The organism is Halomonas sp. C22, assembly GCF_007655045.1.
Taxonomy (GTDB): Bacteria; Pseudomonadota; Gammaproteobacteria; order Pseudomonadales; family Halomonadaceae; genus Vreelandella; species Vreelandella hamiltonii.
This window is the reverse complement of the sequence record NZ_VBVC01000001.1, coordinates 607,013-631,232: the sequence shown is the minus strand read 5'-3', so window position 1 is coordinate 631,232 and position 24,220 is coordinate 607,013. Positions and strand designations below refer to the sequence as shown.

26 protein-coding genes are annotated in these 24,220 nt (G+C 59.0%); 5 read left to right on the top strand and 21 right to left on the bottom strand.

What is annotated here, in order from left to right:
- Window positions 1–38: 38 nt before the first annotated feature.
- The 6 genes from FEU76_RS02935 to FEU76_RS02910 form a co-directional block, all read right to left on the bottom strand.
- Window positions 39–674, bottom strand: a complete 636-nt coding sequence (locus FEU76_RS02935) for a response regulator transcription factor (RefSeq protein ID WP_144980160.1) — start codon at window positions 672–674, stop codon at window positions 39–41.
- Complete coding sequence (locus tag FEU76_RS02930; protein WP_039182083.1) at window positions 674–2,104, bottom strand: HlyD family type I secretion periplasmic adaptor subunit; 1,431 nt, start codon at window positions 2,102–2,104, stop codon at window positions 674–676. Before FEU76_RS02930 ends, FEU76_RS02935 begins: the two co-directional genes overlap by 1 nt.
- On the bottom strand, window positions 2,104–4,221 hold the full coding sequence (locus FEU76_RS02925; RefSeq protein WP_446718792.1) for a type I secretion system permease/ATPase: 2,118 nt from the start codon (window positions 4,219–4,221) through the stop codon (window positions 2,104–2,106). The genes FEU76_RS02930 and FEU76_RS02925 overlap by 1 nt, the downstream gene beginning before the upstream one ends.
- Before the next feature lie 196 nt (window positions 4,222–4,417).
- Window positions 4,418–6,235 carry a TolC family outer membrane protein gene (locus FEU76_RS02920; protein WP_260851338.1) on the bottom strand — a complete coding sequence of 606 codons (1,818 nt, stop codon included), beginning with the start codon at window positions 6,233–6,235 and terminating at the stop codon, window positions 4,418–4,420.
- A 279-nt stretch (window positions 6,236–6,514) separates the two neighbouring features.
- A complete protein-coding gene (locus FEU76_RS02915) occupies window positions 6,515–7,402 on the bottom strand; it encodes a DMT family transporter (protein WP_144980157.1) in 888 nt (295 codons plus the stop codon).
- A complete protein-coding gene (locus FEU76_RS02910) occupies window positions 7,399–7,668 on the bottom strand; it encodes a SelT/SelW/SelH family protein (protein WP_144980154.1) in 270 nt (89 codons plus the stop codon). Before FEU76_RS02910 ends, FEU76_RS02915 begins: the two co-directional genes overlap by 4 nt.
- 112 nt (window positions 7,669–7,780) lie before the next feature.
- Here FEU76_RS02910 and FEU76_RS02905 point away from each other — a divergent pair, with 112 nt between their 5' ends.
- The 4 genes from FEU76_RS02905 (at window position 7,781) to ettA (ending at window position 12,371) form a co-directional block, all read left to right on the top strand.
- Complete coding sequence (locus FEU76_RS02905) at window positions 7,781–9,094, top strand: MFS transporter (protein WP_144980151.1); 1,314 nt, start codon at window positions 7,781–7,783, stop codon at window positions 9,092–9,094.
- Window positions 9,095–9,278: 184 nt separating this feature from the next.
- On the top strand, window positions 9,279–9,716 hold the full coding sequence (locus FEU76_RS02900; RefSeq protein WP_039182065.1) for a PAS domain S-box protein: 438 nt from the start codon (window positions 9,279–9,281) through the stop codon (window positions 9,714–9,716).
- A gap of 239 nt (window positions 9,717–9,955) precedes the next feature.
- The gene (locus FEU76_RS02895; RefSeq protein WP_039182061.1) at window positions 9,956–10,168 is read left to right on the top strand and encodes a PA3496 family putative envelope integrity protein; all 213 of its coding nucleotides are present in this window, start codon (window positions 9,956–9,958) and stop codon (window positions 10,166–10,168) included.
- Between the two features lie 541 nt (window positions 10,169–10,709).
- Window positions 10,710–12,371, top strand: coding sequence for an energy-dependent translational throttle protein EttA (gene ettA, locus FEU76_RS02890; protein WP_016916580.1), 1,662 nt, complete (start codon window positions 10,710–10,712; stop codon window positions 12,369–12,371).
- Between the two features lie 147 nt (window positions 12,372–12,518).
- On the opposite strand, the gene FEU76_RS02885 is transcribed toward ettA, so the two are convergent.
- The 5 genes from FEU76_RS02885 to phaR form a co-directional block, all read right to left on the bottom strand.
- Window positions 12,519–12,860, bottom strand: coding sequence for a histidine triad nucleotide-binding protein (locus tag FEU76_RS02885; RefSeq protein WP_039182057.1), 342 nt, complete (start codon window positions 12,858–12,860; stop codon window positions 12,519–12,521).
- Between the two features lie 52 nt (window positions 12,861–12,912).
- Complete coding sequence (locus FEU76_RS02880; RefSeq protein WP_039182055.1) at window positions 12,913–13,785, bottom strand: phosphoribulokinase; 873 nt, start codon at window positions 13,783–13,785, stop codon at window positions 12,913–12,915.
- A complete protein-coding gene (locus FEU76_RS02875) occupies window positions 13,785–14,225 on the bottom strand; it encodes an acyl-CoA thioesterase (protein ID WP_016916577.1) in 441 nt (146 codons plus the stop codon). Before FEU76_RS02875 ends, FEU76_RS02880 begins: the two co-directional genes overlap by 1 nt.
- Before the next feature lie 34 nt (window positions 14,226–14,259).
- Window positions 14,260–15,552: a phosphoribosylamine--glycine ligase gene (gene purD / locus FEU76_RS02870; protein ID WP_144980149.1), complete on the bottom strand. Its 1,293-nt coding sequence runs from the start codon at window positions 15,550–15,552 to the stop codon at window positions 14,260–14,262.
- A gap of 104 nt (window positions 15,553–15,656) precedes the next feature.
- On the bottom strand, window positions 15,657–16,121 hold the full coding sequence (gene phaR, locus FEU76_RS02865) for a polyhydroxyalkanoate synthesis repressor PhaR (RefSeq protein WP_016916575.1): 465 nt from the start codon (window positions 16,119–16,121) through the stop codon (window positions 15,657–15,659).
- Between the two features lie 135 nt (window positions 16,122–16,256).
- Here phaR and FEU76_RS02860 point away from each other — a divergent pair, with 135 nt between their 5' ends.
- Complete coding sequence (locus tag FEU76_RS02860; protein ID WP_144980145.1) at window positions 16,257–16,967, top strand: 16S rRNA (uracil(1498)-N(3))-methyltransferase; 711 nt, start codon at window positions 16,257–16,259, stop codon at window positions 16,965–16,967.
- Window positions 16,968–16,980: 13 nt separating this feature from the next.
- Here FEU76_RS02860 and rloA3 read toward each other — a convergent pair whose 3' ends face one another.
- The 10 genes from rloA3 to FEU76_RS02810 all read right to left on the bottom strand — a co-directional run bounded on the left by rloA3 (window position 16,981) and on the right by FEU76_RS02810 (window position 24,213).
- A complete protein-coding gene (gene rloA3, locus FEU76_RS02855; RefSeq protein WP_016916573.1) occupies window positions 16,981–17,511 on the bottom strand; it encodes a retropepsin-like aspartic peptidase RloA3 in 531 nt (176 codons plus the stop codon).
- A gap of 65 nt (window positions 17,512–17,576) precedes the next feature.
- Window positions 17,577–18,833 carry a lytic murein transglycosylase gene (locus FEU76_RS02850; RefSeq protein ID WP_096921224.1) on the bottom strand — a complete coding sequence of 419 codons (1,257 nt, stop codon included), beginning with the start codon at window positions 18,831–18,833 and terminating at the stop codon, window positions 17,577–17,579.
- Window positions 18,834–18,900: 67 nt separating this feature from the next.
- Window positions 18,901–19,359 carry a DUF3429 domain-containing protein gene (locus FEU76_RS02845; RefSeq protein ID WP_227407785.1) on the bottom strand — a complete coding sequence of 153 codons (459 nt, stop codon included), beginning with the start codon at window positions 19,357–19,359 and terminating at the stop codon, window positions 18,901–18,903.
- Window positions 19,352–20,773, bottom strand: coding sequence for a DASH family cryptochrome (locus tag FEU76_RS02840; protein ID WP_144980139.1), 1,422 nt, complete (start codon window positions 20,771–20,773; stop codon window positions 19,352–19,354). The genes FEU76_RS02845 and FEU76_RS02840 overlap by 8 nt, the downstream gene beginning before the upstream one ends.
- Window positions 20,757–20,933, bottom strand: a complete 177-nt coding sequence (locus FEU76_RS02835; RefSeq protein ID WP_144980136.1) for a DUF2256 domain-containing protein — start codon at window positions 20,931–20,933, stop codon at window positions 20,757–20,759. The genes FEU76_RS02840 and FEU76_RS02835 overlap by 17 nt, the downstream gene beginning before the upstream one ends.
- 198 nt (window positions 20,934–21,131) lie before the next feature.
- Window positions 21,132–21,536, bottom strand: coding sequence for a monovalent cation/H(+) antiporter subunit G (gene mnhG, locus FEU76_RS02830; protein WP_039182037.1), 405 nt, complete (start codon window positions 21,534–21,536; stop codon window positions 21,132–21,134).
- Window positions 21,529–21,798, bottom strand: coding sequence for a monovalent cation/H+ antiporter complex subunit F (locus FEU76_RS02825; protein ID WP_039182034.1), 270 nt, complete (start codon window positions 21,796–21,798; stop codon window positions 21,529–21,531). Before FEU76_RS02825 ends, mnhG begins: the two co-directional genes overlap by 8 nt.
- A complete protein-coding gene (locus FEU76_RS02820) occupies window positions 21,798–22,271 on the bottom strand; it encodes a Na+/H+ antiporter subunit E (protein ID WP_039182030.1) in 474 nt (157 codons plus the stop codon). Before FEU76_RS02820 ends, FEU76_RS02825 begins: the two co-directional genes overlap by 1 nt.
- Window positions 22,268–23,869, bottom strand: a complete 1,602-nt coding sequence (locus FEU76_RS02815) for a Na+/H+ antiporter subunit D (protein WP_039182026.1) — start codon at window positions 23,867–23,869, stop codon at window positions 22,268–22,270. Before FEU76_RS02815 ends, FEU76_RS02820 begins: the two co-directional genes overlap by 4 nt.
- Window positions 23,866–24,213, bottom strand: a complete 348-nt coding sequence (locus FEU76_RS02810) for a Na+/H+ antiporter subunit C (RefSeq protein WP_039182023.1) — start codon at window positions 24,211–24,213, stop codon at window positions 23,866–23,868. The genes FEU76_RS02815 and FEU76_RS02810 overlap by 4 nt, the downstream gene beginning before the upstream one ends.
- Window positions 24,214–24,220 lie beyond the last annotated feature (7 nt).

Below are 24,220 nucleotides of genomic sequence, written 5' to 3'. Positions count from 1 at the left end.
CGTTGGACGCGCAGCATTGGCAGCAGAGTAGCACTGCTTCAATCCACGCTATTGGGAGCGTACTCCGTGGTGGGGGCCAGCTTGAGGATCAGTTGCAAGCGGTCACGCACCGACAGCTTTCTGAAAATGGCGCTGAGATGCGCCTTGACCGTGCGCTCCGTGATATCCAGCTGGCGAGCCGCCTCTTTATTGGTTGCCCCGCTGGCAATGGCCAAGGCAACGCCACGCTCTCGTTCGGTCAAGAGACTAAGATACTCGCTGTGCGCATAGCGTGAAGGCTCTACACGCTGCTGCAACGCCTTGAACGCGCCTCCCAGCACTTTTGACAGCAGCGATTGCCCTACCCAGACCCCTTGATTAGCGACCACCACAGCAACTTGCTGCAGCACCTCGGATGAAGCCAGCGTGTGTACATAGCCACGGGCGCCAAGATCGAGGGCATGCAACGCTTCTCGATCATCCGGCGCGTAGCTCATTACCACCACTATCGCACCCAAATTGGTCAAACGCGTCACTTGCTCTGGCCAACCCTCGACGCTGGTGGACAACCACACGATGTCATGGGCAGAGACACGCTGCACCACACTTTCCAGGGTCAGTTGCGCCGTGCCGGGAAACGCTTTTTTCCAGCGCGCTTTTAAACCGCCCTCTGTTGTTATGAACCAGTGTTTCATCAGCGCTCCCCCATGGAATCTCGCCACGCTCTCAAAACAGGTTTCAGCATGAACTGCATGACCGTGCGCTTACCGGTGACGATATCCACCTGAGCGGTCATCCCCGGTATGACCTGTAGCCGTTCGGCGACGCTTTCGTTTTCCAGGCTACGTACGCGAACCAGATAAAAAGTATTACCCTCATCATCGGTAATGGTGTCGGCACTGATATGCTCGAGTTCCGCCTGCAGGCCGCCATAAATCGCATAGTCGTAAGCCGTCAACTTGATGGTGGCAGGTTGTCCTGGGTGCAGGAAGGCAATGTCCTGCGGAGCAATACGCGCTTCCACCAGCAGCTGATCGTCACTGGGCACGATTTCCACGACTTCCTGCCCCGGCTGAGCGACACCGCCAATCGTATTGATATGGATGCGCTGCACGATGCCGTCTACCGGTGAGCGAATCTCAGTGAGCCGGACGCGATCCTGCAAACCGGTGCCTGACTGCTGCAATGCATTCAGATCACCCAGCGCCTGGGCCAGATCATTACGCCACTCGCTGCGACGCTCGGCCCCCAGCTCCCTCAGCTGGGTTTCGGCCTCTTCCACGGCAGCTTGCAAGCGTGATACCGAGGCATCTGCCTGACTGCGCTCGCCCGTGGCACGCGATACTTCCCGCTGCAAACGCAGCACCTCTACTTCCGATACCGCACCGGATGCCAGCAAAGGACGTGTCAGGTTCAGTTCCTGGCTGGCCATGTTCGCTTCGCGCTGGGCCGTATCTCGTCTTGCCTGCGCTTCACGAAGCTCCTCGCGACGCTGCCGGATACGGTCGTTGAGCACGTTTTCCTGTTCGCGCAGTTCTTCGCGGCGGCTGTCGTACACTTCGCGCTCTTGCATGACGATATTGGGTACTTCCTGGCGAAGCTCCTCGGAGGGCTCGAAGGGCGAGTTGGTGGCCAACGCCCTGAGACGCTCGGCACGAGCCTCCAGCGCAAAACGCTGGGCGCGGTTTTCCCTGAAATCCGAGACGAAGCGAGTCGGGTCGATCTGCATCAGCACGTCGCCAGCGCTGACCAGCTGCCCCTCGCGAATCATGATCTGATTGACCACCCCGCCATCGAAGGATTGGATACGCTGGAGCTGGCTGGCGGGAATGACGCGGCCCGTGCCACGGGTGACTTCATCGATGGCGGCGAAGTAGGACCACACCAGTAGCGCCACGATGGTCAGCAGTACCGTGTAGAGAAACACCCGCGCCCGAATGGGCTCTTGCTGCATACGCGCCCAGTCGGTATCGCTTGCCCAATCCCGGTTGAGGTGCGCAGACGTGACCCGTTTGGCGAACAGTCGATCCATGAAAGGGCGAAACGGTTTTTGGCCTTTTTCGGAAAAACGGCCAATCGCGTCGAATCCTTTCTGTTCGGAGGTGGGAGCAGGTTTGCGTGCCATCAGGAAGCCCTCCCGATCTGACCTTGGCGCAAGGCCTCCACCACGGTATCGCGGGGGCCATCGGCCACCACTTTGCCCGCATCCATGACGATGATGCGATCGACCAGCGACAGCAACGATGTACGGTGCGTGACCACCAGAATGGTCTTGCCTGCCGATATCTGGGTCAGGTTCGCTTTGAAAGCTTCTTCACTGGCGTTGTCCATGGAGCTTGTGGGCTCGTCCAACAGCAAAATGGGCGGATCCTGCACCAGCGCTCGGGCAATGGCCACCGACTGCTTTTGCCCGCCGGACAATGCCTGACCACGCTCGCCCACCTGCAAATCCACCCCATGAGGGTGGCCATTCACCAGTGCCTCCAGCCCGGCGAGCTCCAGCGCCCTGAGCAACGCTTCGTCATCCACGCGGTCATTCCCACCACCGGCCACGATGTTGTCGCGCAAAGAGCCCGAGAACAGACTGACATCCTGCGGCACATACCCTATGTGGCGGCGCAGGTGAAGCGGATCCAGCTGGCGAATATCGACGTTGTCGACCAGCACGGCCCCTGCCGTCGGCTGATAGAACCCCATGATCAGCTTGTTGAGAGATGATTTGCCACAGCCGATACGCCCCAGCAGCGCCACCTTCTCCCCCGCCTTGATGTGGATCGACACCTCGCGCAGGGCATCGCGCTCTTCGTTGGGGTAACGCAGAGTGACTTTCTCGAGACGAATATTGCCCTCGAAGCTGGGCTTTTCGACGTAGGATTTACCCTCATGACGCTCGCTTTTCTTGTCCATGACATTATTGAGCGACTCGAGCGCCGTGGAAGATTGGTGGTACTGAGCCAGCAGCGCAGCCGCTTGGCTAATCGGTGCCATGGCCCTCGAAGAGAGCATGTAAGCGGCAATCAAGCCGCCCTGGGTCAGGTTGCCTTGAATGATCTGGTAAACGCCGACGATGATCACGCACACCGCAATGCTGTGCTGCGCCCACTGCGCCACGTTCGACACCGACGTACTGACCATTTTCAGCTGACTGCCGGTTTTGGCCAGAAATGCCGTGGCTTTCTCCCACTGACGCTGAATACGGCTTTCGGCTCGCAGGGCCTTGACGTTTTCGAGTTGGGAAATCGACTCTACCAACAGCGAGTTGCGCTGTGCACCCACCTCCCACGTGGTCTGCGACAACTCGTGCAACTTGCCCTGAGCAGCCAGCGCGTAAAGCAGCACGAAGACGATGCCCACCAACACCGGCAGCACCAGCCAGGGGTTGATCAGCGCAATGATCGCCGCAAACATCAGCACGAACGGCAAATCGACGATGCCTAGAATGGTCGCGGAACCAATGAAAGCCCGCACCGACTCGAAGGATTGAAGCGTCGAGGTAAACGAGCCGGTGGACGCAGGCCGTTCCTCGAGCCGCAGCCCTAGCGATTTCGCCATGATGGATGATGAGAGTTTGACATCTGCACGGCTTGCCGCCAGATCAACGAAGCTGCTGCGCATCAGTCGCAGCGCCAAATCGAAACACAAGACGATAAAAATACCGACAGCCAATACCCACAGGGTCTCGGTTGCCTGATTGGGTACCACACGGTCATACACGTTGAGCACGAAAAGCGGCATGGCCACCGCGAACAAGTTAATGGCCAGCGAACCCAACACGATGTCTCGGTATAGACGACGATTTTCGCGGATAACGCCCCAGAACCAGTGCTGGTCGCGACGCTTCTTGCTATTGACGCTTGGCTCTGAAGCATTGTCCGTCAGAAACTTCGGACGCACATAAATGGCATCGCCACTGTAACCCGCGTGAAGCTCCGCCAACGGTATCTCGACCTCTGACTCTGCCAACTCAGGAAACAGAACGCGTGCTTTTTGCTGCTTGAGGTCAATGGCCAACAAGACGCATGCCCGCCCAGGTTCGAGCAGCAGTACGGCGGGTAGCAGCGCAGGATTGAGTGCCGAAAGACGACTTTTGACGATACGCGCCGTCAGCCCGGCCCTGGAAGCCGCACGCCCAAATACCGACGGCGTCAGCTTGCCTTGCTCCAGAGGAAGCCCTGCCCGCAATGCTTCGGCAGACACTTCATGCTGATGAAAGGAGGCAATCGCCTTGAGGCACTCCAGCAATTCATCGCCATTTGGCTGTTCACTGGACAGTGAGTTTACTGCGTCCGTCGTCGTTACCTTCGCTTGTGTCACACAGACCTCATATCCTCAGGTGAAGCGTCTACTGCTCATGAAAGGCACGCCAGAGTGGTCACTGAAACCAACCCGCCGCTTGCTGGCAGCGGGCATATCACTGGTTTTCAGTAGCCGGTGGCGGCTAGCCGTTGGTCACGAAGGCATCGGCGTAACCGAGGCCACGCAGGGTTTGCTGCAGTTGCTGGGCATCACTCATGGAAGCGACCGGCCCCAGCTGAACCCGAAAGTTGCCTGATGATGCATATACTCGCGACTGGCTAGTCAACTGCTCACCCAGCTGTGCGCTGAGCAGCTCGGCACGCTCAGCCACCCCCAGGGAGGCTACCTGAATGTACAGGTTACCCACGCTGGGCGCTGTGCTGACCGTCGGCATCGTCGGTTCGGCCCAGACGCTCTCTTGAACCTCTGCTTGCAGAGCGGGTTCACTCGAGGTGTAAACCGTTTGCGGCGTGGTGGTATTCATCGGTAACCCGCTGATGCCACGGGTGAAATCTTCCAACGTAAACCCACGTGGCCCTTCGGTACCGCACGCCATCTCGGGATTCTGCGCCATGCCTTCGTAGCCAAGTTCTGCCAGGCTGGGGATGTCGTCACGGGCGACCTCCAGCGTTTGCATCAGTTGGCCCATGGCAGCCAACGTGCGGGCTTGCGCCAGCGTCAGGTCAAACTCAGCATTGGCGTAGGCCCGGCTGGCCTCGAAGAACTCGTTTTCGCTGTCCAGCACATCCAGCAGGGTGCGCTGTCCGATATCGAACTGCTGCTGATAGGCACCCCGAACTCGGTCGATGGACTGACGATGGTCATTCAAATAGCGCAGCTGTTCACCAATGCGCTGGGTATCGTTGTAAGCAATTTGCGTGGTCTGACGCACGTTGGTACAGGCGACTTCGCGCTGGTTGACCGCCTGCTCGATACGTGTAGTGGCCGCATCGAAGGCAGCACTGTCAGAACCACCGCGGTAGAGATTCATGCTCGCGACCAGCTGAATGCTGTGCTCGTCGCGGCGTCCTGAAATGGCGTCATCCTGATTATTGGTGCCGGTACGCCCCTGGATATCCAGACGCGGCATGAACGCAGCACGCTCTGCGCTCTGCACGGCACGCTGGGCAGCAATGTTCTCGATGGCCGCATGGAATTCAGGGTTACCCTGGAACGCCATCTGGATCGCTTGACCCACATCGGCAGGCAAATCAGCCGCCAGTGAAGGCGCAGGCGTCATGTTCTGAGGCGGCAGCTGGCCGACCAGGCGCTGATAGCGCGCCGTCACGTCATGAAGGTTGGAGGCTTCGGTCATCAGGTTGGACTCGGCAAGCGCCAGACGGCCACTGATTTGCGCCAGGTCTACCCCTCTGCCCGCACCCGAAAGGGCGCGCTCTTCGATCTGCGAAAACACGCGGCGGTGTTCACGGTAGTTATCCTGCGCCAAACGCACCATTTCACGGAAACGCATGACATCCAGATACGCTTGGAACGTTTCCAACGCAATATTTTCACTGGCCCCCAGCAGCTCGAAATAGGCAATCAGCCGCGTACGATCCAGACGCTCCACTTCACTACGCGTCGCGAAGCCATCGAAGACCATCTGGGTCAGGGTCAGCTCGGCGAAGTCACTGTTGTAACTGCCCCGGCCATCGTTCTGCTGGTCCCTGCGACCGACCCCCGCCGAGACATCGATGGAAGGCAGATAGTTGCCTTGGGCAACACGCACGTCGCTGCCTGTCGCGCTGAAATTGGCCCACGCAGCATTGACCTGAGGGTTACTGACGATGCTTTGCTGAATGGTGCTGACCACATCTGTCGAGCCCGGCGCGTACAGCGTGGAAGGCAGGTTTTGAGCCAGCGCAGTCAGCGGCAGGCAACTGAGCGTTGCCACGGCTGCGGGGAGCAAGCCGCGTTGTAGAAAAGTGGGTGTTGTTGGTGTTGTCGCGTTGTTCTTCATGGCCATGGATCCCTTATGAACGTTTCTCGCTGCAGATGAGCAAGTAGCCTTTCCTTTGCAACAACGCGGACACTTTGCATTGTCACCCCCTTGGCTGCTTACCCGCCGACACTGACTCATCTATCGCGTTTTGTTTTTGCCGCGCTCAATTGGCTAAGCATTGTCTAGCAAGAAAACCTTAGCAAATTGATATTAGCTTAAATTAAACGCCTGAGTGCCAGTGGCAAGCCATAAAAACAAAAGTCACAAAAATTTACAATAAAGTGCTGAAAAAAACATTCAGCCCGTCTCGAGAGGCGCTTTTCTGGGCCATTGCTGGAAAGCCAGGCCCATCAATATCAGCAACAGGCCAATCAGCGTCGAGCCCAGCAGCGGCTCGCCTACCACGACATAAAGCAGCATGAGTGACACCGGTGGAGAGAGGAATATCAGCGTAGATACCTTGGCGGTTCGAGAAGTTTTGTGGATTGCCAACTGCCAAAGCACGAAGGCAATGCCCATCTCGAATAGCCCCACGTAAACCCCGGATGCCAGTGCCACCATGCCATGCCACTGAAAGCCAGGCCCCAAAAGTAACAGAACGGTTAAAACAGGTAACCCGACACTGAAATTTTGCCATTGCCCTACCAACGGCGGACGTGCATCCCGCGCATTCAGCAACCAGTACAGTGCCCACAACAGCGTTGACGCAAGGGCCAGCGCAACCCCTAACGCATCTTCGAACGCAACGTTCAATACGTGGCCTCGGGTCGCAATCACCCATACGCCCGCATAGGCAATGAGCCCTGCCACGATGTCTCTACGCGTCAACCGATGTCCTAGCAAGGGGACTGCCAAAAACGCCATGGCCAATGCCCAGGTGTAGTTCAAGGCCATGGCCTCTTGTCCCGGCAGGCGGTCGTAGGCTGCAAACAACACCAGATAATATGCTACGGGGTTCATTAGCCCCGCCCACAGGGCCGTACGCCATCCATGCCTGAGCGCCTGGCGCATGTGACCCTGAACGGCCACCAGCCCCCCCATCAGCAGCCACGACACCAATGCCGCCAGCCACATCAGCTCTATCGGGCTCATCCAGGAGAGCGCCAGCTTGAAGGCAGTCGCGACCGTTGACCATAGCGCCACGGCCCCCAGCCCATACAGGATGGCTGTTCTGTCCTGGCTCATCGGTCTATGTGCCCAAGATCACGCTCGGGGTCGATATGATCACGCACCTGCTGCTTGAGGGTCTTGATGTCTGGAAAGCCGCCGTCACGCTTGCGCTCCCAAAGCAGCGCGTCATCGCACCAGATTTCGAAGCTGCCGCCATGGGAAGGCACCAACGCCACCTGATCGAGCTGCTCACCAAAGGTGGAAAGTAACTCTTGAGCGTACCAGCCGCTGCGCAGCAGCCATTGGCACTGGGTGCAGTAGCGAATCCGGATCTGCGGCATGACGTACTCCTTATCGGTCGATTCCCAGGCAAGCTAAATTATCGTGTTGATTACGCTATGATGTTGATCAACCATTCTGTCATCTTATATTAGCAACTGCCAAGGAACCCCGATGGCCCAGCCGGATGTTACACAAACGCGTCTCTATGAGTGGCTGACGGGCGATGATGATAGCCGCATGTGCGCCGATATCCCTGACGGCGCCTGCCAAGAGCAGCCGCGCAATTTTTTTCATCATTTGTGGGCGGCATTGGGCAACAAGCTGGCGGATGAACTTTCCAGTGCGCGGCTGGTGCTGCCCTGGTTGATGGGCATTATTGGTGCGCCGGTCTGGATGGTGGGCATGCTGGTACCCATCCGCGAGGCTGGTGCGCTGCTGCCTCAGCTTTTCGTGGCAGGATTTATCCGCTTGAAACCTCAGCGCAAGTGGGTATGGGTCACCGGAGCGCTGCTTCAAGCCTTGGCCGCACTGTGCCTCGCGCTACTGGCGCTCTGGGGCAGCGGAACAGTGGGCGGATTTCTGGTGCTGGCGGTACTGGTGGTGCTTTCATTGGCGAGGGGGCTTTCGTCGATCGCCACCAAGGACGTATTGGGCAAGACCATTGCCAAGCGCCGGCGAGGCACCCTGATGGGTTGGAGTGGCAGCGTAGCAGGGGCCGCCACGCTGGTAGCAGGGGGGGTATTGCTATGGTTCGGTGATCGTCCAGGTAACGTGGCGCTGGCCCTGCTGCTATGTGTCGCGGCGGCGGGATGGTTGCTCAACGCGTTCAGCGCCGCGCGTATCAAGGAAGTGCCGGGCGCCGTAGAAGGCGGTCAAAATGCCTGGGACAGCATCAAGCTCGGGGTCACCCTGATGCGTGAGGATCGCACCTTCCTGCACTTCAACCTGGCCAGGGCGCTGCTGCTCTCCAGTGCGCTCGCCCTGCCCTATCTGGCCTTGCTGGGTCAACAGCAAAGCGGCAGTGAGCTGGGCGGGCTAGGCATCATGGTGGTGGTGTCAGGGTTGTCAGCAATGATTGCCAGCCCCATCTGGGGTAAACGCGCGGACCACTCCAGCCGCCGCGTCATGCGTGATGCTGCCATCGGTACCGCACTGTGTTGCTGCCTAGGCGCGGGCATTGCCTGGCTACCGGGCGAGTGGACCCGCAGCGTACTGCCCTACGCCTGCGTTTATGCCCTGCTGATGATCATTCACCATGGGGTTCGCCTGGGCCGCAAAACCTACCTGGTCGATATAGCCAGTCAGGACAACCGAGCACTCTATGTGGCGCTGTCCAACACTTTCACAGGAGTGCTCATGCTGGCAGTGGGTGGCCTGATTGGCGGGCTGGCACAGTGGCTTGGCAGCAGCACTCTGCTGCTGGTGCTGGCGGTCACTGCACTGGGGGCCATGGTAAGCGCTCAGCGCCTTCCAGAAGCAGAGTGATCTTCAAGGATTGCAAACCCGTGCAACGCTCGCCATGATGGGCGGGAATCACGGCGTAACGTGGTTTTTTTGCTATCCTAGCTGTAATCAGTGGTAAGTGGCATCGCCTACCCTGCCTATAACGAGCCTCGCGCTGACGAACAGCGACACGGCTAGAATGACGAGAAGCAACAGGAATCCATTGATGAAACGATCTCCCTTGATCAGTCCGGAGTTACTCGAACGCATTGTTGATGCTTCTGAAGATGGCATTGTCGTTGCAGAGCAGGAAGGTGACGAAAACATTCTGATTTACGTCAACAAGGGCTTCGAGCGTCTGACCGGCTACAGTGCAGACGAAATCCTTTATCGAGATTGTCGTTTCCTGCAGAACGAAGACCGCGACCAGGATGCCCTCGCGTCGATTCGTGACGCCCTGCAGGATGGCCGCCCCTCTCGCGAAGTGCTGCGCAACTATCGCAAGGACGGCACGATGTTCTGGAACGAGCTATCGATTACGCCCGTTTACGATGAGGCCGACAACCTGATGTACTTCATCGGCGTGCAGAAAGATGTCACCGAACGGGTCGAAGCCCAACTGGCCCTGGCGGCGTTGAAGAAGCAGCAGGAGCTGGCCGAATAGCGTCTATTGCCATTCCGCATTTGACAGCGATTGGTCACCTTGCTCGGCAGCTCGCAATTTTTAACGGCGGTCAATGCAAGTTGTACTTGAACTTCGCCTCAACTGACGTTATATAGCGCCTAGGCGCTTGTTTAGCGTTAGGTGCTTCCATTTGTCATGGCTCCTGGACAGCAAAAGGAGCCATGGTTGAAGGAAGCCGTTGTGATGCCGGTGCGCCGGCTTGGGTTGGAGGGCATACCATGAGCCGTGACCCCTTGAATCGCGAGACTTACACCAACGACGGGCTGGACGCTGACGACTTCGACAACCTTGACGCGGTCAACGACGACCAGTATGCCAAGAGCAAGCCCAGCAAAGCCGATACCCTGCGCGCTCGGCGCCAGGTAGAGGCCTGGTTAGAAGAACGACGCCTGCAACGCGCCATCGAAGATGACTGGGACGAAGAAGAGTAGCGCCTTACGGGCAGATGCTCTGTCGTTCGAACAGGGGGCAATCATTGGATTGCCCCTTTTCATTTAATTCAGCGCGTAATGGATTCAGGATAGCCTGGGTAGCCACCCAAACCTGCTTGTGGGAGGCCAATTCATTGGGCGACGGCCTGGGCAGGCACTGGTGCCTGAATCGTCGCGAGCTAAAGCTCCCTCCCACAACAACCCCCTCCCGCAGCAGTGAGTGCCTCCAGGCCAGCTTGTGGGAGGCCAATTTCATTGGGCGACGGCCTGGGCAGGCACCGGTGCCTGAATCGTCGCGATCTAAAGCTCCCTCCCACAACAACCCCCTCCCGCAGCAGTGAGTGCCTCCAGGCCAGCCTGTGGGAGGCCAATTGATTCACGCCCGTCTGCGTAGAACTTTTCATTTCCGTACGTTTTTTCGTTTCATCCTGCTCACCTGACTCAGTACCGTGCGGCTGGCCTTTAGCCGCGCTGGGCACTATCATCTGTACACCAAGCCAGCACTGCTGGCCCCGCTTTTACCACAACCTAACGGATTTCCATGGCGCAATACGTATTCACCATGAATCGGGTTGGCAAAGTCGTGCCTCCCAAGAAGCAAATTCTCAAGGATATCTCGCTGTCGTTCTTCCCGGGCGCCAAGATTGGCGTACTGGGCTTGAACGGCGCTGGTAAATCCACGCTGCTGCGCATCATGGCCGGTGTCGATAAAGAGTTTGAAGGTGAAGCTCGTCCGATGCCCGGCATCAACGTGGGCTACTTGCCCCAAGAGCCGCAGTTGGACGACGAGAAAAACGTCCGGGATACCGTCGAGGAAGCGCTGGGTGCCCTCAAGGAAGCTCAGCAGAAACTGGATGCCGTTTACGCCGCTTACGCAGAACCGGATGCAGACTTCGATGCCCTCGCCAGCGAACAGGCGCGGCTCGAAAACATCATCGAAGCCGCCGACGCCCATAACATCGAGCGTAAGCTGGAAGTGGCCGCCGAAGCGCTGCGTCTGCCGCCCTGGGACGCCAAGGTAGGTAACCTTTCCGGGGGTGAGCGCCGCCGTGTTGCCCTCTGTCGCCTGCTGCTGTCCAGCCCGGACATGCTGCTGCTGGACGAGCCTACCAACCACCTGGATGCGGAATCGGTGGCCTGGCTGGAGCGCTTCCTGCACGACTACAACGGCACCGTCGTGGCCATCACTCACGACCGTTACTTCCTGGACAACGTGGCGGGCTGGATTCTCGAGCTGGACCGCGGCCAGGGTATCCCCTTCGAGGGCAACTACTCGCAGTGGCTGGAGCAGAAAGAGCAGCGCCTGACCCAGGAAGCCAAGCAGGAAGCCTCGCGCCAGAAGGCCATCAAGCAGGAGCTGGAGTGGGTACGCAGCAACGCCAAAGGCCGTCAGGCCAAAAGCAAGGCACGTCTCAATCGCTTTGAAGAGATGCAGTCCGGCGACTACCAGAAGCGCAACGAAACCAACGAAATCTACATTCCGCCTGGCCCGCGCCTGGGTGACAAGGTCATCGAATTCCACAACGTCACCAAGCGTTTCGATGACAAGCTTCTCTACCAGGACCTCTCCTTCACCATTCCCCAGGGTGCCATTGTCGGCATCGTCGGCGGTAACGGCGCGGGTAAATCGACGCTGTTCAAGCTGGTCACCGGCAAGGAGCAGCCGGATGCGGGCGACGTGGTAATCGGTGAAACCGTGGATATCGCCTACGTCGAGCAGTTGCGCGATGCGCTGGATGACAAGCAGACGGTCTGGGAAGCGGTGTCCGACGGCCAGGACATTCTCAACATCAACGGCTATGAAGTCTCTTCGCGTGCCTACGTGGGTCGCTTCAACTTCAAGGGCAACGACCAGCAGAAGCGCCTGGACGAGCTATCGGGCGGTGAGCGCGGGCGCCTGCAGCTGGCGCAAACCCTCAAGCAGGGTGCCAACGTATTGCTGCTGGACGAACCGTCCAACGACCTGGACATCGAGACGCTGCGCGCCTTGGAAGAAGCGCTGCTGGCCTTCCCCGGCTGCGCCATGGTGATCTCCCACGACCGTTGGTTCCTGGATCGTATCGCCACGCACATCCTGGCCTTCGAGGGCGACTCGGAAGTGGTGTTCTTCGACGGCAATTACACGGAATACGAAGAAGATCACAAGAAACGAGTCGGCAACGACACGCCGAAGCGCATGAAGTACAAGCGCATCGACGCCTGACCGCAGGCGCCTTTCGCCCGCTAAAGCGACCTCCCACCAGTGCCTTTCAGGGCGGGTGTGGGAGGGAGCTTCAGCTCGCGATGGCTGACTTTGCCAGGGCGCATGACGGCGCCCTTAGCCCGCCAAAGCGAGCCTCCCGCGTTAGACTTAGCCTGCAGGCCAAGTGAACTGACGCCCGCCCATCAGGTGCATATGGATGTGGTAGACCGTCTGCCCGCCCATTTCGTTACAGTTCATGACCACCCGATAGCCGTCCTCGGCAAACCCCTGCTGTTTGGCCAACTGGGCAGCGGTATATTGCAAGCGGCCGATCACCGGCAGGTCGTCAGGCGCAATGTCATTGAGCGTGGCAATGTGCTTTTTAGGGATGATGAGCTGATGCGTAGGCGCCTGAGGGCTAATATCGTTAAAGGCAAGCACATGCTCGTCTTCGAAGACGATATCCGCAGGAATCTCGCGGTTGATGATTTTACAAAACAGGCACTCCATCGCAGCCTCCTTGGTGTGGCGCGTTATTGTCAAAAGAGCTGGCTAAACGCGCCTATCGGAAACGGCGCTGAGCCAGCAGGTGGCGAACCAACGGGGCGAGGATCAACTCCATCGCCAACGACATGCGTGCACCGGGCACCACCAGCGTGTGGGGCCGCGTCATGAACGCATCCTTGATCATGGCCAGCAGCCAGGGGAAATCCACGGTCGAGGGGTCGCGAAAGCGAATCACCACGAAAGACTCGGCATCGGTGGGGATATCCTGCACCTCGAAGGGGTTGGAGGTGTCGACGGTAGGCACGCGCTGAAAGTTGATATGGGTACGCGAAAACTGCGGCTGGATATAGCGCACGTAATCGTCCATGCGCCCCAGAATGGTGTCGATGACCGCTTCCTGGGAATAGCCACGCAGCTTGGTGTCACGATCGATCTTCTGAATCCACTCCAGGTTCATGGTCGGCGCAACGCCCACCAGCAAATCCACGTGCCGGGCAATGTCGTACTCCTGAGTCACCAACCCGCCGTGCAGCCCTTCATAAAACAGCAGGTCGGTGCCACAGGGCAGTGCCTGCCATTCGGTAAAGGTGCCCACTCGGTAACCGGCTTCGATCTTCTGCTTGTCCTCTGCATGGATGTAGTGCCGATAGGTGCCAGTGCCGTGTTCACCGTACTCGACGAACAGGCTTTCCAGACGATCCAGCAAGTTGGCCTCGACGGCAAAGTGAGAAAGCTCATCCTTGCGCTCGGGCTCTTCGCGGAAGATGCGCTTGAGGTCATCGCGGGTATAGCGATGGAAGGCATCGCCATCCACCATGGCCGCGTGGACGTCTTCTCTCAGGAACATGCGCTCGAAGCTGCGACGCACCGTCGTGGTGCCAGCCCCGGAGGAGCCGGTGACGGCAATGATGGGGTACTCTCGGGACATCAGCTCCCCCTTGCCTCGGCGAGTGTCTGCTTCACCGCGTCAGGAATGGGCACCGGCTTGCCAGCCCCCAGATCCAGCAGCAGCTTGTTGATTCGGGCCGTGGCGACCACGGTCTCGCTGCCTTCCTTCAAGACACGCTGATAGACGGTCAATGCCTTGCCCTGAGGTTCAGGCACCGCCGTCTCGATAACCAGCACCTCCGGGAAGCGCGCTTCCTGCTGATACTGTATCGCCAGGTCCACCACGACGCTGGGATAGCCGCCCATATCCCACTCGGGCAAGTGCAGGCTACCCAGTGCTTGTGCCCTGGCTTCATGCAGCAGCGACACCAGGGCATCATGCCCCAGGTGGCGGCCGTAGTTCATGTCGGTCACCCGCACCGAGAGGGTATGGCGGTGGATCACCGCGTCTGCGGGAAATTCGATAGCAACGCGTTCCATGACGGCTCTCCTGCTTGGGTGACGAAAGGGGTCGTTAGTGATTCACTTCCCGGGCAATGGCGCGGAAGGCGATGTCACGGCGGAACTCGGCACCTTCCCACTGGATGGCCTTGACCCCCTGATAGGCCTGCTGCTGAGCAGCCGATACGCTGTCGCCCAGCGCCGTGACACACAGCACGCGCCCACCGGCCGTGGCGATTTCGCCTTCATCGGTCAGGGCAGTGCCGGCGTGGAACACCTTGCACTGGGCCTGCTCGGCATCGGTCAGACCGTGAATCACATCGCCTTTGCGATAGCTGCCGGGATAACCGCCCGCCGCCATGACCACGCCCACCGCCGCACGGCTGTCCCATTCACACTGCTTGCCTGCCAGCTCGCCTTTGGCACCCGCCAGACAAAGCTCCGCCAGATCCGACACCAGACGCATCATGATGGGCTGGGTTTCCGGGTCACCAAAGCGGCAGTTGTATTCGATCACTTTGGGTTGGCCCGCAGCGTCGATCATCAAACCGGCATACAGGAAGCCCGTGTACGCATTGCCCTCTTCAGCCATGCCTCGTACGGTAGGCAGGATCACCTGCTCCATGATGCGGGCATCCACCTCGGGCGTGACCACAGGCGCCGGTGAGTAAGCCCCCATGCCGCCGGTATTGGGGCCGGTATCACCATCGTAGGCACGCTTGTGATCCTGACTGGTGGCCATGGGGACGACATGTTCACCGTCGACCATGACAATGAAGCTGGCTTCTTCGCCGTCCAGAAACTCTTCGATGACGACCCGGGCACCGGCATCGCCAAAGGCGTTGGCTTCCAGCATATCGCGAATGGCGGCTTCGGCTTCGGCTTCGCTCATGGCCACGATCACGCCCTTGCCGGCGGCCAGGCCATCGGCCTTGATGACGATGGGCGCACCCATGCGGGCTAGGTAGTCAAGCGCTGGCTCGACCGCCGTGAAGGTCTGGTAGTCGGCGGTGGGAATAGCGTGGCGGGCCAGGAAGTCCTTGGTGAAGGACTTGGAGCCTTCCAACTGAGCAGCCCCCTGGGTAGGGCCAAAGATGGTCAGGCCCGCTGCCTGAAATTGATCGACCACCCCTTCCACCAGCGGCGCTTCCGGGCCAACGACCGTCAGGGCGATCTGCTCTTGCTGAGCAAACGCCACCAGTGCCGGCAGGTCGGTTGCGGCTATGGCCACATTGCTCAGCTTGGGCTCCGTGGCCGTGCCTGCATTACCAGGCGCTACGAACACCTGCTCGACCTGGGGGGATTGGGCAAGCTTCCAGGCAAGGGCATGTTCACGACCACCGCCACCGATCATCAAAACTTTCATGGGTATCCTTCTCAAAACAGGAGAGCATCGATGGGCGCATTATGCCATAACGCAGCCGCTAGCGGGGCGCCAAGCGCTGTCTGAAACCCAGCGCTGTTGTGAAGCTAAGGCTTGCCATCCGTTGGGTCGTCGTCTTCCTTGGTGGAAGGCTGGTTGAGCGTGTTCTGCCAAAAGCGCATGTTCTCCTCGGCCAGTTCACGCATGAACTCCATGGGCGTATGCCGCATGGCCTGCTGCCACTGGCTCTGGAGGCGCTTCTGCTGCTCCAGCATCAGCTGGGTGCCCTGTTCCAGATAGCGCGCCAGAGGCAGCGGTGACGACATGTCATACACGCGAATCAACTGGGCCAGCAGGTCGTTGGAGAACACTTCCGCTTCACTATCGGCCTGCTCCTGTTCGATAATGATCGACAGTAGAATCGTGCGCGTGAGGTCTTCGCCACTTTTGGCATCTTCGACACGAAAAGGCTCTTCGTCGATGATCAGACGGCGCAAATCTTCCAGCGTCACGTAGCGGCTTTGTTGTGTGTCGTACAACCTGCGGTTGGCATATTTACGAATGACGCGCACAGCGTATCTCCTTAAACGCGATAAAGGCTTTTGTCGCCATGGCTGCTATTGTGCCTGCAACACACGCCCATGCAAGCCAGCTTAACGGATTAGTGCCGCGATGCGCGGCCTGCCCACGACTAATAGACGACCATCATGAATCTGATTTTGCTCGACCCCAGTGAGGTGAACGGCCAACGAGCCCACCTGACCGACACCCGCCGCCTGACGCATCTGCGCGACGTACATCGCGCCCAGCCGGGGGACCAACTGAGCGTGGGCGTTCAGGGAGGCAACATGGGCAAGGCCGAGCTGATCGAGCTGAGCGACAGCGTTGCCACCTTCCACCTGGGCCCGCTGGAAACGCCTCCACCGCCCCCGCTACCGGTGCATCTGGTGCTGGCCTTGCCGCGCCCGCGCATGCTGGCCCGCACGCTGGAACATGTCACTGCGCTAGGCGTGAAACAGATTACCCTACTGCACACCCAGCGTGTGGAGAAAAGCTACTGGCAATCGCCGGAGCTACGCCCAGAAAAGGTGCACCAGCATCTCCTGCTCGGGTTGGAGCAGGCACGCGACACGCAGCTCCCGCAGGTCACGCTGTGCAAGGGCTTTCGCCCTTTTCTGGAAGATCACCTGAACGGCGTACTACACGAGCGACGGGGGCTCGTTGCTCACCCCGGCATGCCCGACGCCTGCCCACGCGGCATCGACGAGCCCTGTGCACTTTTCGTGGGGCCAGAGGGTGGTTTTATCGAATGGGAAGTCGAGCAACTGCTGGCAACAGGATGCGAGGGCATGCACCTGGGCCCGCGCATCCTGAGAGTAGAAACCGCCGTGACGGCGCTGCTGGCACGGCTGTTCTGACTCACCCTATTGATCAGGTTTGATCGTCTTCGGGGTCGTGGGGAACGTACTCGGCATTCTCCCCACACTCCGGTGTCTGCAGGAACGTTCTGCGCACATCCAGCAATCCAAGGTGGCTGATCGTGCGACGCCCCAGCAGCAGCGGGTAAATCATTTCTTCACGGTCGCGCAGGCTGAACTGCTCTTCATAGATGGTGTCGCCCATGCACACATCCATCAGCACCACGGGGCGTTCATCGCGCCCACCGGCGCCGCGCACGGTTTGCTCACGATAAAGCGGACGTTCGATTTCGTCGCTGAAGGTCTCACCGCTGGCCTGATCCTCCAGCTTTAAGCGAAAGCGCACCCAGTCTTCGCCATCCTTCTCGAAAATCTCGATGTCACGGGCGTCCAGCGACGAGGTCAGCGCACCGCTGTCCAGTTTGGCCTTGACGCCAATGCCCCAAGGCTCGATGAACGCATTCTCCACCCAGCCGAACACCTTGTCCTCAGCCTGTACGCTGGCACTCGCCATCAGCACACTCGCCAGAGCCGTCATGCCCATGGCCTTTCGCAGTCTATTCACCATCGCAACGCATCCTTGATAGTTGGATTAAAGGGGTAATGGAATTATGGCAGTCGCTCGAGCAGCGATTGAGTGGCAAAGCCATCTGGCACCAGCCCTTGATCACGTTGGAAGGCTCGCACACCTGCCTGGGTATTGGGTCCCATGATGCCATCGGCGGTGCCCACCGAATAACCGGCGTTGTTCAACCGCTGTTGCAGCGTTCTGACATCGTCGCGCGACAAAGGTGCCTCATGAGTGGGCCAGGACTGAGTAATGCCCTGACGCCCGGCAATGGCATCGGCCAATGTCGCCACCGCCAACGCATAGCTGGTCGCATTGTTGTAGCGCAAAATGGCACGGAAGTTGGGGCCTACGATGAATGCTGGGCCACTGGCGCCTGCTGGCACGATGACGGCAGCGCTATCGAAAGCAGGCAAATCGCCATTCACTGCTCGTACGCCCTGCGCGGCCCATTGGGCCGAGCTCAAACGCTCGGTTTGCGAGTAGTCGAACGCATCAGGCAGCACCACTTCGGCTCCCCAGGGCTGGCCTGCTTGCCAACCGGCGCGGGCCAGGTAGTTGGCCGTCGAGGCCATGACATCGGGAATACTGCCCCAGATGTCACGCCGTCCATCGTTGTCGCCGTCCACCGCATAGGCTTCGAAGCTGCTGGGGATGAACTGAGTATGCCCCATGGCCCCGGCCCAGGAGCCGCGCATCTCATCGGCGGCGATATCTCCCTGATCGATGATACGCAGCGCTGCCAGAAGCTCTCCGCGGGCAAAATCACGGCGACGGCCGTCGTAGGCCAGGGTGGCGAGTGACTCCAGCGTCGAAAAGTCACCAAAGTTGCTGCCGTAATTACTCTCGACACCCCAGATGGCAACGATGATTTCGGCAGGCACCCCATAGCGCTGCTGCATCTGTTGAGCAGTATCGCGATGCTGGGCATACTTTTCACGACCATTGGCAATGCGCGTACTGGACACTGCGCTATCGAGGTATTGCCAGATGGGCCTGACGAACTCGGGCTGATAACGATCCAGCTCGATCACGCGCTCGCGATAACGCACACCGTCCAGCGCTTTGGCCAGAGTAGCTTCACTGATCCCTTGATTGGCGGCGTAACGGCGGAAATCACTCAGCCACTGGTTGAAGCTGGCATATTGAACCTGCTCGGCGGCCCTCGCATCGACTTCGGTCATCAGTTGAGGGCTGGCTTGGGCAGATTGCCCCCCCAAAGCCAGCATCGTTGCCAGTATCAAGGCTGGCTTGAAGGTGGGCGCGAAAGCGGGTGATGCTTTGGATTTCAATAACATGTCATCGTCTCATGGCTGTCCTTGGCGTGGCTGTGATAATGGCTCAGAAACGGGTCTGATACCAGCCTCAGGCCATGAGCCGCCACAGCACCACCAGGTGGGCAGCCCCCACGATACCGGTCAGCACACAGCGTAACCCTGTGTACCAGCGAGGAAATCCTTCACGGCCATCGCGGCTGACATCGTAAAGACCAATGAGCACAAAGCCTGCCAACAGCACCCATAGCCCCGTCACCACATCGAACATCAGCGCAGGCCAGGCAATCAGGCTAGGCACCATGGCCAGCAGCAGGCGCCTGCCGTTACCCAGCCGCGAGACCTGCAGCGCACTGCCCCAATGAACGCCACCCAGAAACGACAGAATCACCGCACTGTAGTAAGTAAACCCGTAAATCGCCGTGACCTGCCAGGCGGTAGGCGCCCACCATGCTGCGCCACTCGCCGCAATGAACGGGATCAGCCCGGCCAGACCCAAGCCCCATGCCAATCGACATTCGTTCATGACGCGTCCTGCTTCCTTACTCATCGGTCTCCTCGAACTCTTCGGCAGAAATCAGCCAGCGGTGCCATTCACTGGGCAGCACACAAGGCGCATCGAATCTGGAAGGCGCGACTCGCCAGGGCTGGTGCCGTTCGAGGCCAAAGGGCAAGGACTCGAGGGCGGGCAGCCAGTATGCGACATAGAGACCTTTGGGGTCGTAATGCCCCGCCTGCTTCAGCACATTGAAATAGCGGTCTTGCCGAGGGTCTCGCCCTACTCCGGCAATGTAGCGCCAATTACCCCAATTACTGGCCACGTCGTAATCGATCAGGCAATGCTCGAACCAGCCAGCGCCCAAGCGCCAATCAACGCCCAGGTCCTTGACCAGAAAACTGGCCACGTTCTGCCGTGCGCGGTTGGATATCCATCCGGTCCCTTTGAGCTCGACCATCGCCGCATCGATGAACGGGACCCCTGTCTTGCCATCACGCCAGCGATTGAACGCCTCGCTGGGTACGGGGAGTTGCTCGCGACCAAATAACGTGGCCCCTTCCAATTGCGCGGCACGATGGAAATAGTCACGCCACAACAGCTCGAACACGATCCAGTAGCTGGACTCGCAGCTACCGTTGATGGCTTCCCAAGCCTTGACCTCACGATGTATTTGCCGAGCAGAGAGGCAGCCTCTGGCCAGCCAAGGCGAAAACCGCGTCGAAAAATTGGCGCCCAGCAAGCCATTGCGGGTCTTCTTGTAAGACTCAGCGCCGTTCTGCCGCCACAGATAGTGCTGCAGCCGGTCTCGGGCGGCAGATTCACCGCCTACGAATACAAAGCCTTGGCGCTTGTCTGGCTGCCAGGCCGCGCTCTGCTGACACACATCCTTGAGCGGCGGGAAGCCACGGGGGGCGTCGTCTGGCCACCCAGGCAGCGTCACTGGCATGCTCAGCGGCTCGGGGATCTCGCAATGCTTTTCCACATGGCGACGAAACGCCGAAAAGCTGGCGGGCAAATCTTCCAGCGTAAACGGCAGCGCCGAGGCGTCAATCAGATAACCGCTATCGGAACGCACCAGTGAACAATACTCGGGCAGCGACTCGGCCACTTGATCGATGTGGGCACGCTCTTCGCAGCCTGAGTGCTCGGCAACCAACACTTGTCGAGCATTGAGACGCGTGGCCATGGCCACCACCTCTTCGGCAGGGTGACCGATACGTACCAGCAGATCGCTGCCTAATTGCAGCAGCTCGCCTCGCAGCTCCATCAGGCTTTGCCACAAGAAACGCAGGCGCGCCGGGCCAAGGCGGCAAGTCTCTTCGCCTGATATGTTGGAGCGCAACCATGCGCGGTCCAGTACATAAAGGCAAACCAGTTGATCAGGGGCGGATGTGAAATGTAACAAGGGGTTGTCCGCTACACGGAGATTATCCTGTAGCCAGACAATATCAGTCGTGCTGTTCATGCTCGTGCCTCCTCGGCGTGCTGTGCTGTCTGGCTTCGCGTCGGCAACGTTCGCTGCAAAAACGCACTTCCTCCCAACAGCGCGCCCATTTTTTCCGCCAAGTAAATGGGCGCAGGCATTGAACGCAGTCTTTTTCCGGTAGGTCTTGTTTTCGTCTCATCTGTCCATCTCGCTACGCGTCAATCACCGCGCCACGCTTTCATACATGGACACTATATCTTATACAGTACATATATTGTATATAATTTGGCGAGCATAGTGTGCCGCTACACGCATTGCGTAAAAGACAGCCCTCCGTTGGCACAGCCATAAAAAAAGCCACCCGAAGGTGGCCTTTAGCTAACTCGTTGATTAGCTGTCAATCAGGGTCTGTTGGTCGAGGTTGACGTTTGGCGTTTTCCTCGGTTTCCAGCCCACTCTTCAATTCATGGGTGAGCGGATCATAATTGGGCCTGAGCTCGTCCTTCACCGTACCGCTCCATAGACGGGAGCCCACGAAGTAACCCGCCCTGCCAATCACGTGAGCGGCAATGGGCGCTGTGATCAAAATAAAGACGATGATCGCGAACGCACGTGCGACCACCCCTACTTCGGCAAAGTGCATGGCCGCCGCCAGCATGATCAAGATAACGCCCAGCGCGGCGGCCTTGGTAGTGGCATGCATGCGGGTCAACAAGTCGGGCAGGCGCAGCAAACCGATGGAAGCCAGCAGCATGAAGCTGGCGCCGGTCAACACCAGCGTTCCTTTGACAAAATCAATCATCACGCGGTCCCCCACGTTCCAGAAAGCGAGCGAATCCTATGGCGGCCAAGAAGCCCATCAGCGCGATGACGATGGCGGCATCCAGAAAGCTCGATACACCTGACTGAATGGCGTACACCCCCACCAGCCCCACTACCGTGGTGGAAAACAGCTCCAGCGCCACCACTCGGTCCGGCAAGCTGGGGCCTCGCACCACGCGCACAAAGGTCAATATCAGGGCGCAGCCCATCAAGACCTGGCTAATCAAAATCACGGTATCCATCAGCGAAATAACTCCAGGGCTCGGTGCTCCATCTCTTTGAGGCTGCGTCTCAGCTCATCTTCATCGTCCAGGAACATGGCATGGATATAGAGCACTCGGCGATCATCCGAGACGTCCAGACTCAAGGTACCCGGCGTCAGCGAAATCAGGTTGGCCACCATGGTGATCTCCATTTCCGTGCGTGCCGCCAGCGGCAGTGCAATGACGCCTGGCTGCATGTGCCAGGGTGGCGTCAGGATGTCGAACGCGACACGTAGATTGGCCTGCACCAGCTCTTTCATGAAGAAACCGATGAAGCCGATGATGCGCGGCACTCGTAAAGGGTATCCCTTCAGCGCCTCGACCTGAGGCTCGATCAATACCAGCGCAATATAACCAAACACCATGCCTACCAGCAGGTTCAAGCCCGAGAAATCACCGCTCAACAGTACCCAGGCCAGGCCGAGTAACAAGTTCCAAATTGCACCGGTCATGGAGCTTCCTCCTGAACTTCACTCGCCTGATCCACGCCCGCATCTGCCGCTTCCAGCAGTGCATCGATGACATTCGCTGACTCGCCGAGCACGGCTTCAATGTAGCCTGCCGGGTTCATCAATTGATCGCCAATCTGATTCATGACCTGCATGATGGGCTCGGCGAAAACACCCACCAGCAGCGACATCATGGCCAATACGATCACCGGCAGATACATCATCCACAGGCTCGGTTTGAGCATACGGCCATCATCGCCTGTGGGCGTTTGGGTTGCAGGCACCTTGTTCTCTTCCGGCAAGGCTTTCCAGAACACTTCGTTCCAGATCTTGACCATGGAGTAGAGGGTCATCAAGCCCACGGCCAAAGCAATCCCGGTGGCTACATAGGCGCCCGCTTCCAGACCTGCTCGCACCAGTACGAACTTGGCGAAGAAACCGGACAGCGGCGGTATGCCTGCCAACGAGAAAGCCGAAATGAAGAACGCGACGGCAAGCCAGGGGCGCTCGCGATAAAGCCCGCCCATCTTCTTGAGCTGATAGGTACCCTGCAAGCGGTGCGTGATACCACTGATCAGGAACAGGTTCGTTTTCACGATGATGTTGTGCATGATCGCAAACACGCCACCGGCGATGGCCAGCGGGGTATAGAGCGCCAGACCAAGAATCATGTAGCCAATCTGGCTGACGATGTGAAACGAGAGAATACGGCGGAATTCATACTGCGCCGCCGCCCCCAGCACGCCGGTCACCATGGTCAAGACTGCCCCCCACAACATGATGTCCTGGAGATAGCCCATGGTCTGATCGAAGATCAGCGTGAAAACGCGGAACAGCGAGTACACCCCGACCTTCGTCAGCAGCCCGGCAAACAGCGCCGATACCGCCACGGGCGGCGTGTGATAGGACGCGGGCAGCCAGAAAAACAGCGGAAACGCGGCCGCCTTGATACCAAAGGCCACCATGAACATCACGGCCAGCACTTCCACCATGCCACTGTGTTCGGCTTCGTCCATGCGCAGGGCGATATCGGCCATGTTCAGCGAACCGACCGTGCCATACAGCAGACCGACGGCGGTCAGAAAGATCACCGATGCCAACAGGTTCAGCGTCACATACTTGATGGCTCCTTCCATCTGGGCACGCTCGCCACCCAGAATCAGCAGCGCAAACGATGCCACCAGCATCACCTCGAACCACACGTAGAGGTTGAACATGTCGCCGGTCAGGAAGGCTCCGGCCACACCGGCCAGCAGCAGGTGCATCAGCGGGTAGTAGCCGAATTTTTCATGGCCACGCCCGGTGGTGGCCAATGAGTAAATACCCATGGCCAGACCGATGATGCCGGTCAGCAGGATCATCACCGCACTGAGCATGTCCGCCACCAGTGTAATGCCGAATGGCGCGGGCCAGTTGCCCATCTGCATGGTGATATAGCCGTCGTTCAGTACCGCGACAAACAGCCAGAGACTGACCGCCAGCAGCGCAACGTTACCGGCAACGGCCACAAAACGCTGCATGGGCCGCGACCGCCAGAACAGCAGCGATATTGCCCCCGAAAGCAGAGGCAACAAAACGGGAAGTGCGACTTCAGGCCTCACGTGTCGGTATCCTTCATCTTGTCCAAATCATCCGCCTTGACGATTTCATAGGCGCGGCGAATCAGTACGACGGCAAACGCCAGCACGCCAAACGCGATGACGATGGCGGTCAGCACCACTGCCTGGGGCAGCGGGTCAGCCACGGGCCCCAATGGCTGCAGCATGCCCTCGGGAATCAGAGGGGGTGCGCCACGGGTCATGCCTGCGGTGGTAAAAATCAACAAGTTGGCGCCGTTGGAAAGCAGCAGCAAACCGATCACCAGCTTGACGATCGAACGTCGCAGCATCATGAATACGGCAGTGGCGTACAGCAAACCAATCGCCAGGGCCATTAACGGTTCCATGGGGAGC

What these genes read in the sequence shown, in the direction of transcription:
- FEU76_RS02885 (WP_039182057.1), bottom strand. Translation starts at nt 12,860, where the DNA reads ATGGAGTGCCTGTTTTGTAAAATCATCAACCGCGAGATTCCTGCGGAT.
- FEU76_RS02835 (WP_144980136.1), bottom strand. Translation starts at nt 20,933, where the DNA reads ATGAGACGAAAACAAGACCTACCGGAAAAAGACTGCGTTCAATGCCTG.
- FEU76_RS02905 (WP_144980151.1), top strand. Translation starts at nt 7,781, where the DNA reads ATGGCCCAGCCGGATGTTACACAAACGCGTCTCTATGAGTGGCTGACG.
- purD (WP_144980149.1), bottom strand. Translation starts at nt 15,552, where the DNA reads ATGAAAGTTTTGATGATCGGTGGCGGTGGTCGTGAACATGCCCTTGCC.
- rloA3 (WP_016916573.1), bottom strand. Translation starts at nt 17,511, where the DNA reads ATGGGCATGACGGCTCTGGCGAGTGTGCTGATGGCGAGTGCCAGCGTA.
- FEU76_RS02915 (WP_144980157.1), bottom strand. Translation starts at nt 7,402, where the DNA reads ATGAGCCAGGACAGAACAGCCATCCTGTATGGGCTGGGGGCCGTGGCG.
- FEU76_RS02935 (WP_144980160.1), bottom strand. Translation starts at nt 674, where the DNA reads ATGAAACACTGGTTCATAACAACAGAGGGCGGTTTAAAAGCGCGCTGG.
- FEU76_RS02930 (WP_039182083.1), bottom strand. Translation starts at nt 2,104, where the DNA reads ATGGCACGCAAACCTGCTCCCACCTCCGAACAGAAAGGATTCGACGCG.
- ettA (WP_016916580.1), top strand. Translation starts at nt 10,710, where the DNA reads ATGGCGCAATACGTATTCACCATGAATCGGGTTGGCAAAGTCGTGCCT.
- FEU76_RS02910 (WP_144980154.1), bottom strand. Translation starts at nt 7,668, where the DNA reads ATGCCGCAGATCCGGATTCGCTACTGCACCCAGTGCCAATGGCTGCTG.
- FEU76_RS02880 (WP_039182055.1), bottom strand. Translation starts at nt 13,785, where the DNA reads ATGTCCCGAGAGTACCCCATCATTGCCGTCACCGGCTCCTCCGGGGCT.
- FEU76_RS02895 (WP_039182061.1), top strand. Translation starts at nt 9,956, where the DNA reads ATGAGCCGTGACCCCTTGAATCGCGAGACTTACACCAACGACGGGCTG.
- FEU76_RS02850 (WP_096921224.1), bottom strand. Translation starts at nt 18,833, where the DNA reads ATGTTATTGAAATCCAAAGCATCACCCGCTTTCGCGCCCACCTTCAAG.
- FEU76_RS02820 (WP_039182030.1), bottom strand. Translation starts at nt 22,271, where the DNA reads ATGACCGGTGCAATTTGGAACTTGTTACTCGGCCTGGCCTGGGTACTG.
- FEU76_RS02845 (WP_227407785.1), bottom strand. Translation starts at nt 19,359, where the DNA reads ATGAGTAAGGAAGCAGGACGCGTCATGAACGAATGTCGATTGGCATGG.
- FEU76_RS02810 (WP_039182023.1), bottom strand. Translation starts at nt 24,213, where the DNA reads ATGGAACCGTTAATGGCCCTGGCGATTGGTTTGCTGTACGCCACTGCC.
- mnhG (WP_039182037.1), bottom strand. Translation starts at nt 21,536, where the DNA reads ATGATTGATTTTGTCAAAGGAACGCTGGTGTTGACCGGCGCCAGCTTC.
- FEU76_RS02825 (WP_039182034.1), bottom strand. Translation starts at nt 21,798, where the DNA reads ATGGATACCGTGATTTTGATTAGCCAGGTCTTGATGGGCTGCGCCCTG.
- FEU76_RS02900 (WP_039182065.1), top strand. Translation starts at nt 9,279, where the DNA reads ATGAAACGATCTCCCTTGATCAGTCCGGAGTTACTCGAACGCATTGTT.
- FEU76_RS02840 (WP_144980139.1), bottom strand. Translation starts at nt 20,773, where the DNA reads ATGAACAGCACGACTGATATTGTCTGGCTACAGGATAATCTCCGTGTA.
- FEU76_RS02920 (WP_260851338.1), bottom strand. Translation starts at nt 6,235, where the DNA reads ATGAAGAACAACGCGACAACACCAACAACACCCACTTTTCTACAACGC.
- FEU76_RS02875 (WP_016916577.1), bottom strand. Translation starts at nt 14,225, where the DNA reads ATGGAACGCGTTGCTATCGAATTTCCCGCAGACGCGGTGATCCACCGC.
- FEU76_RS02860 (WP_144980145.1), top strand. Translation starts at nt 16,257, where the DNA reads ATGAATCTGATTTTGCTCGACCCCAGTGAGGTGAACGGCCAACGAGCC.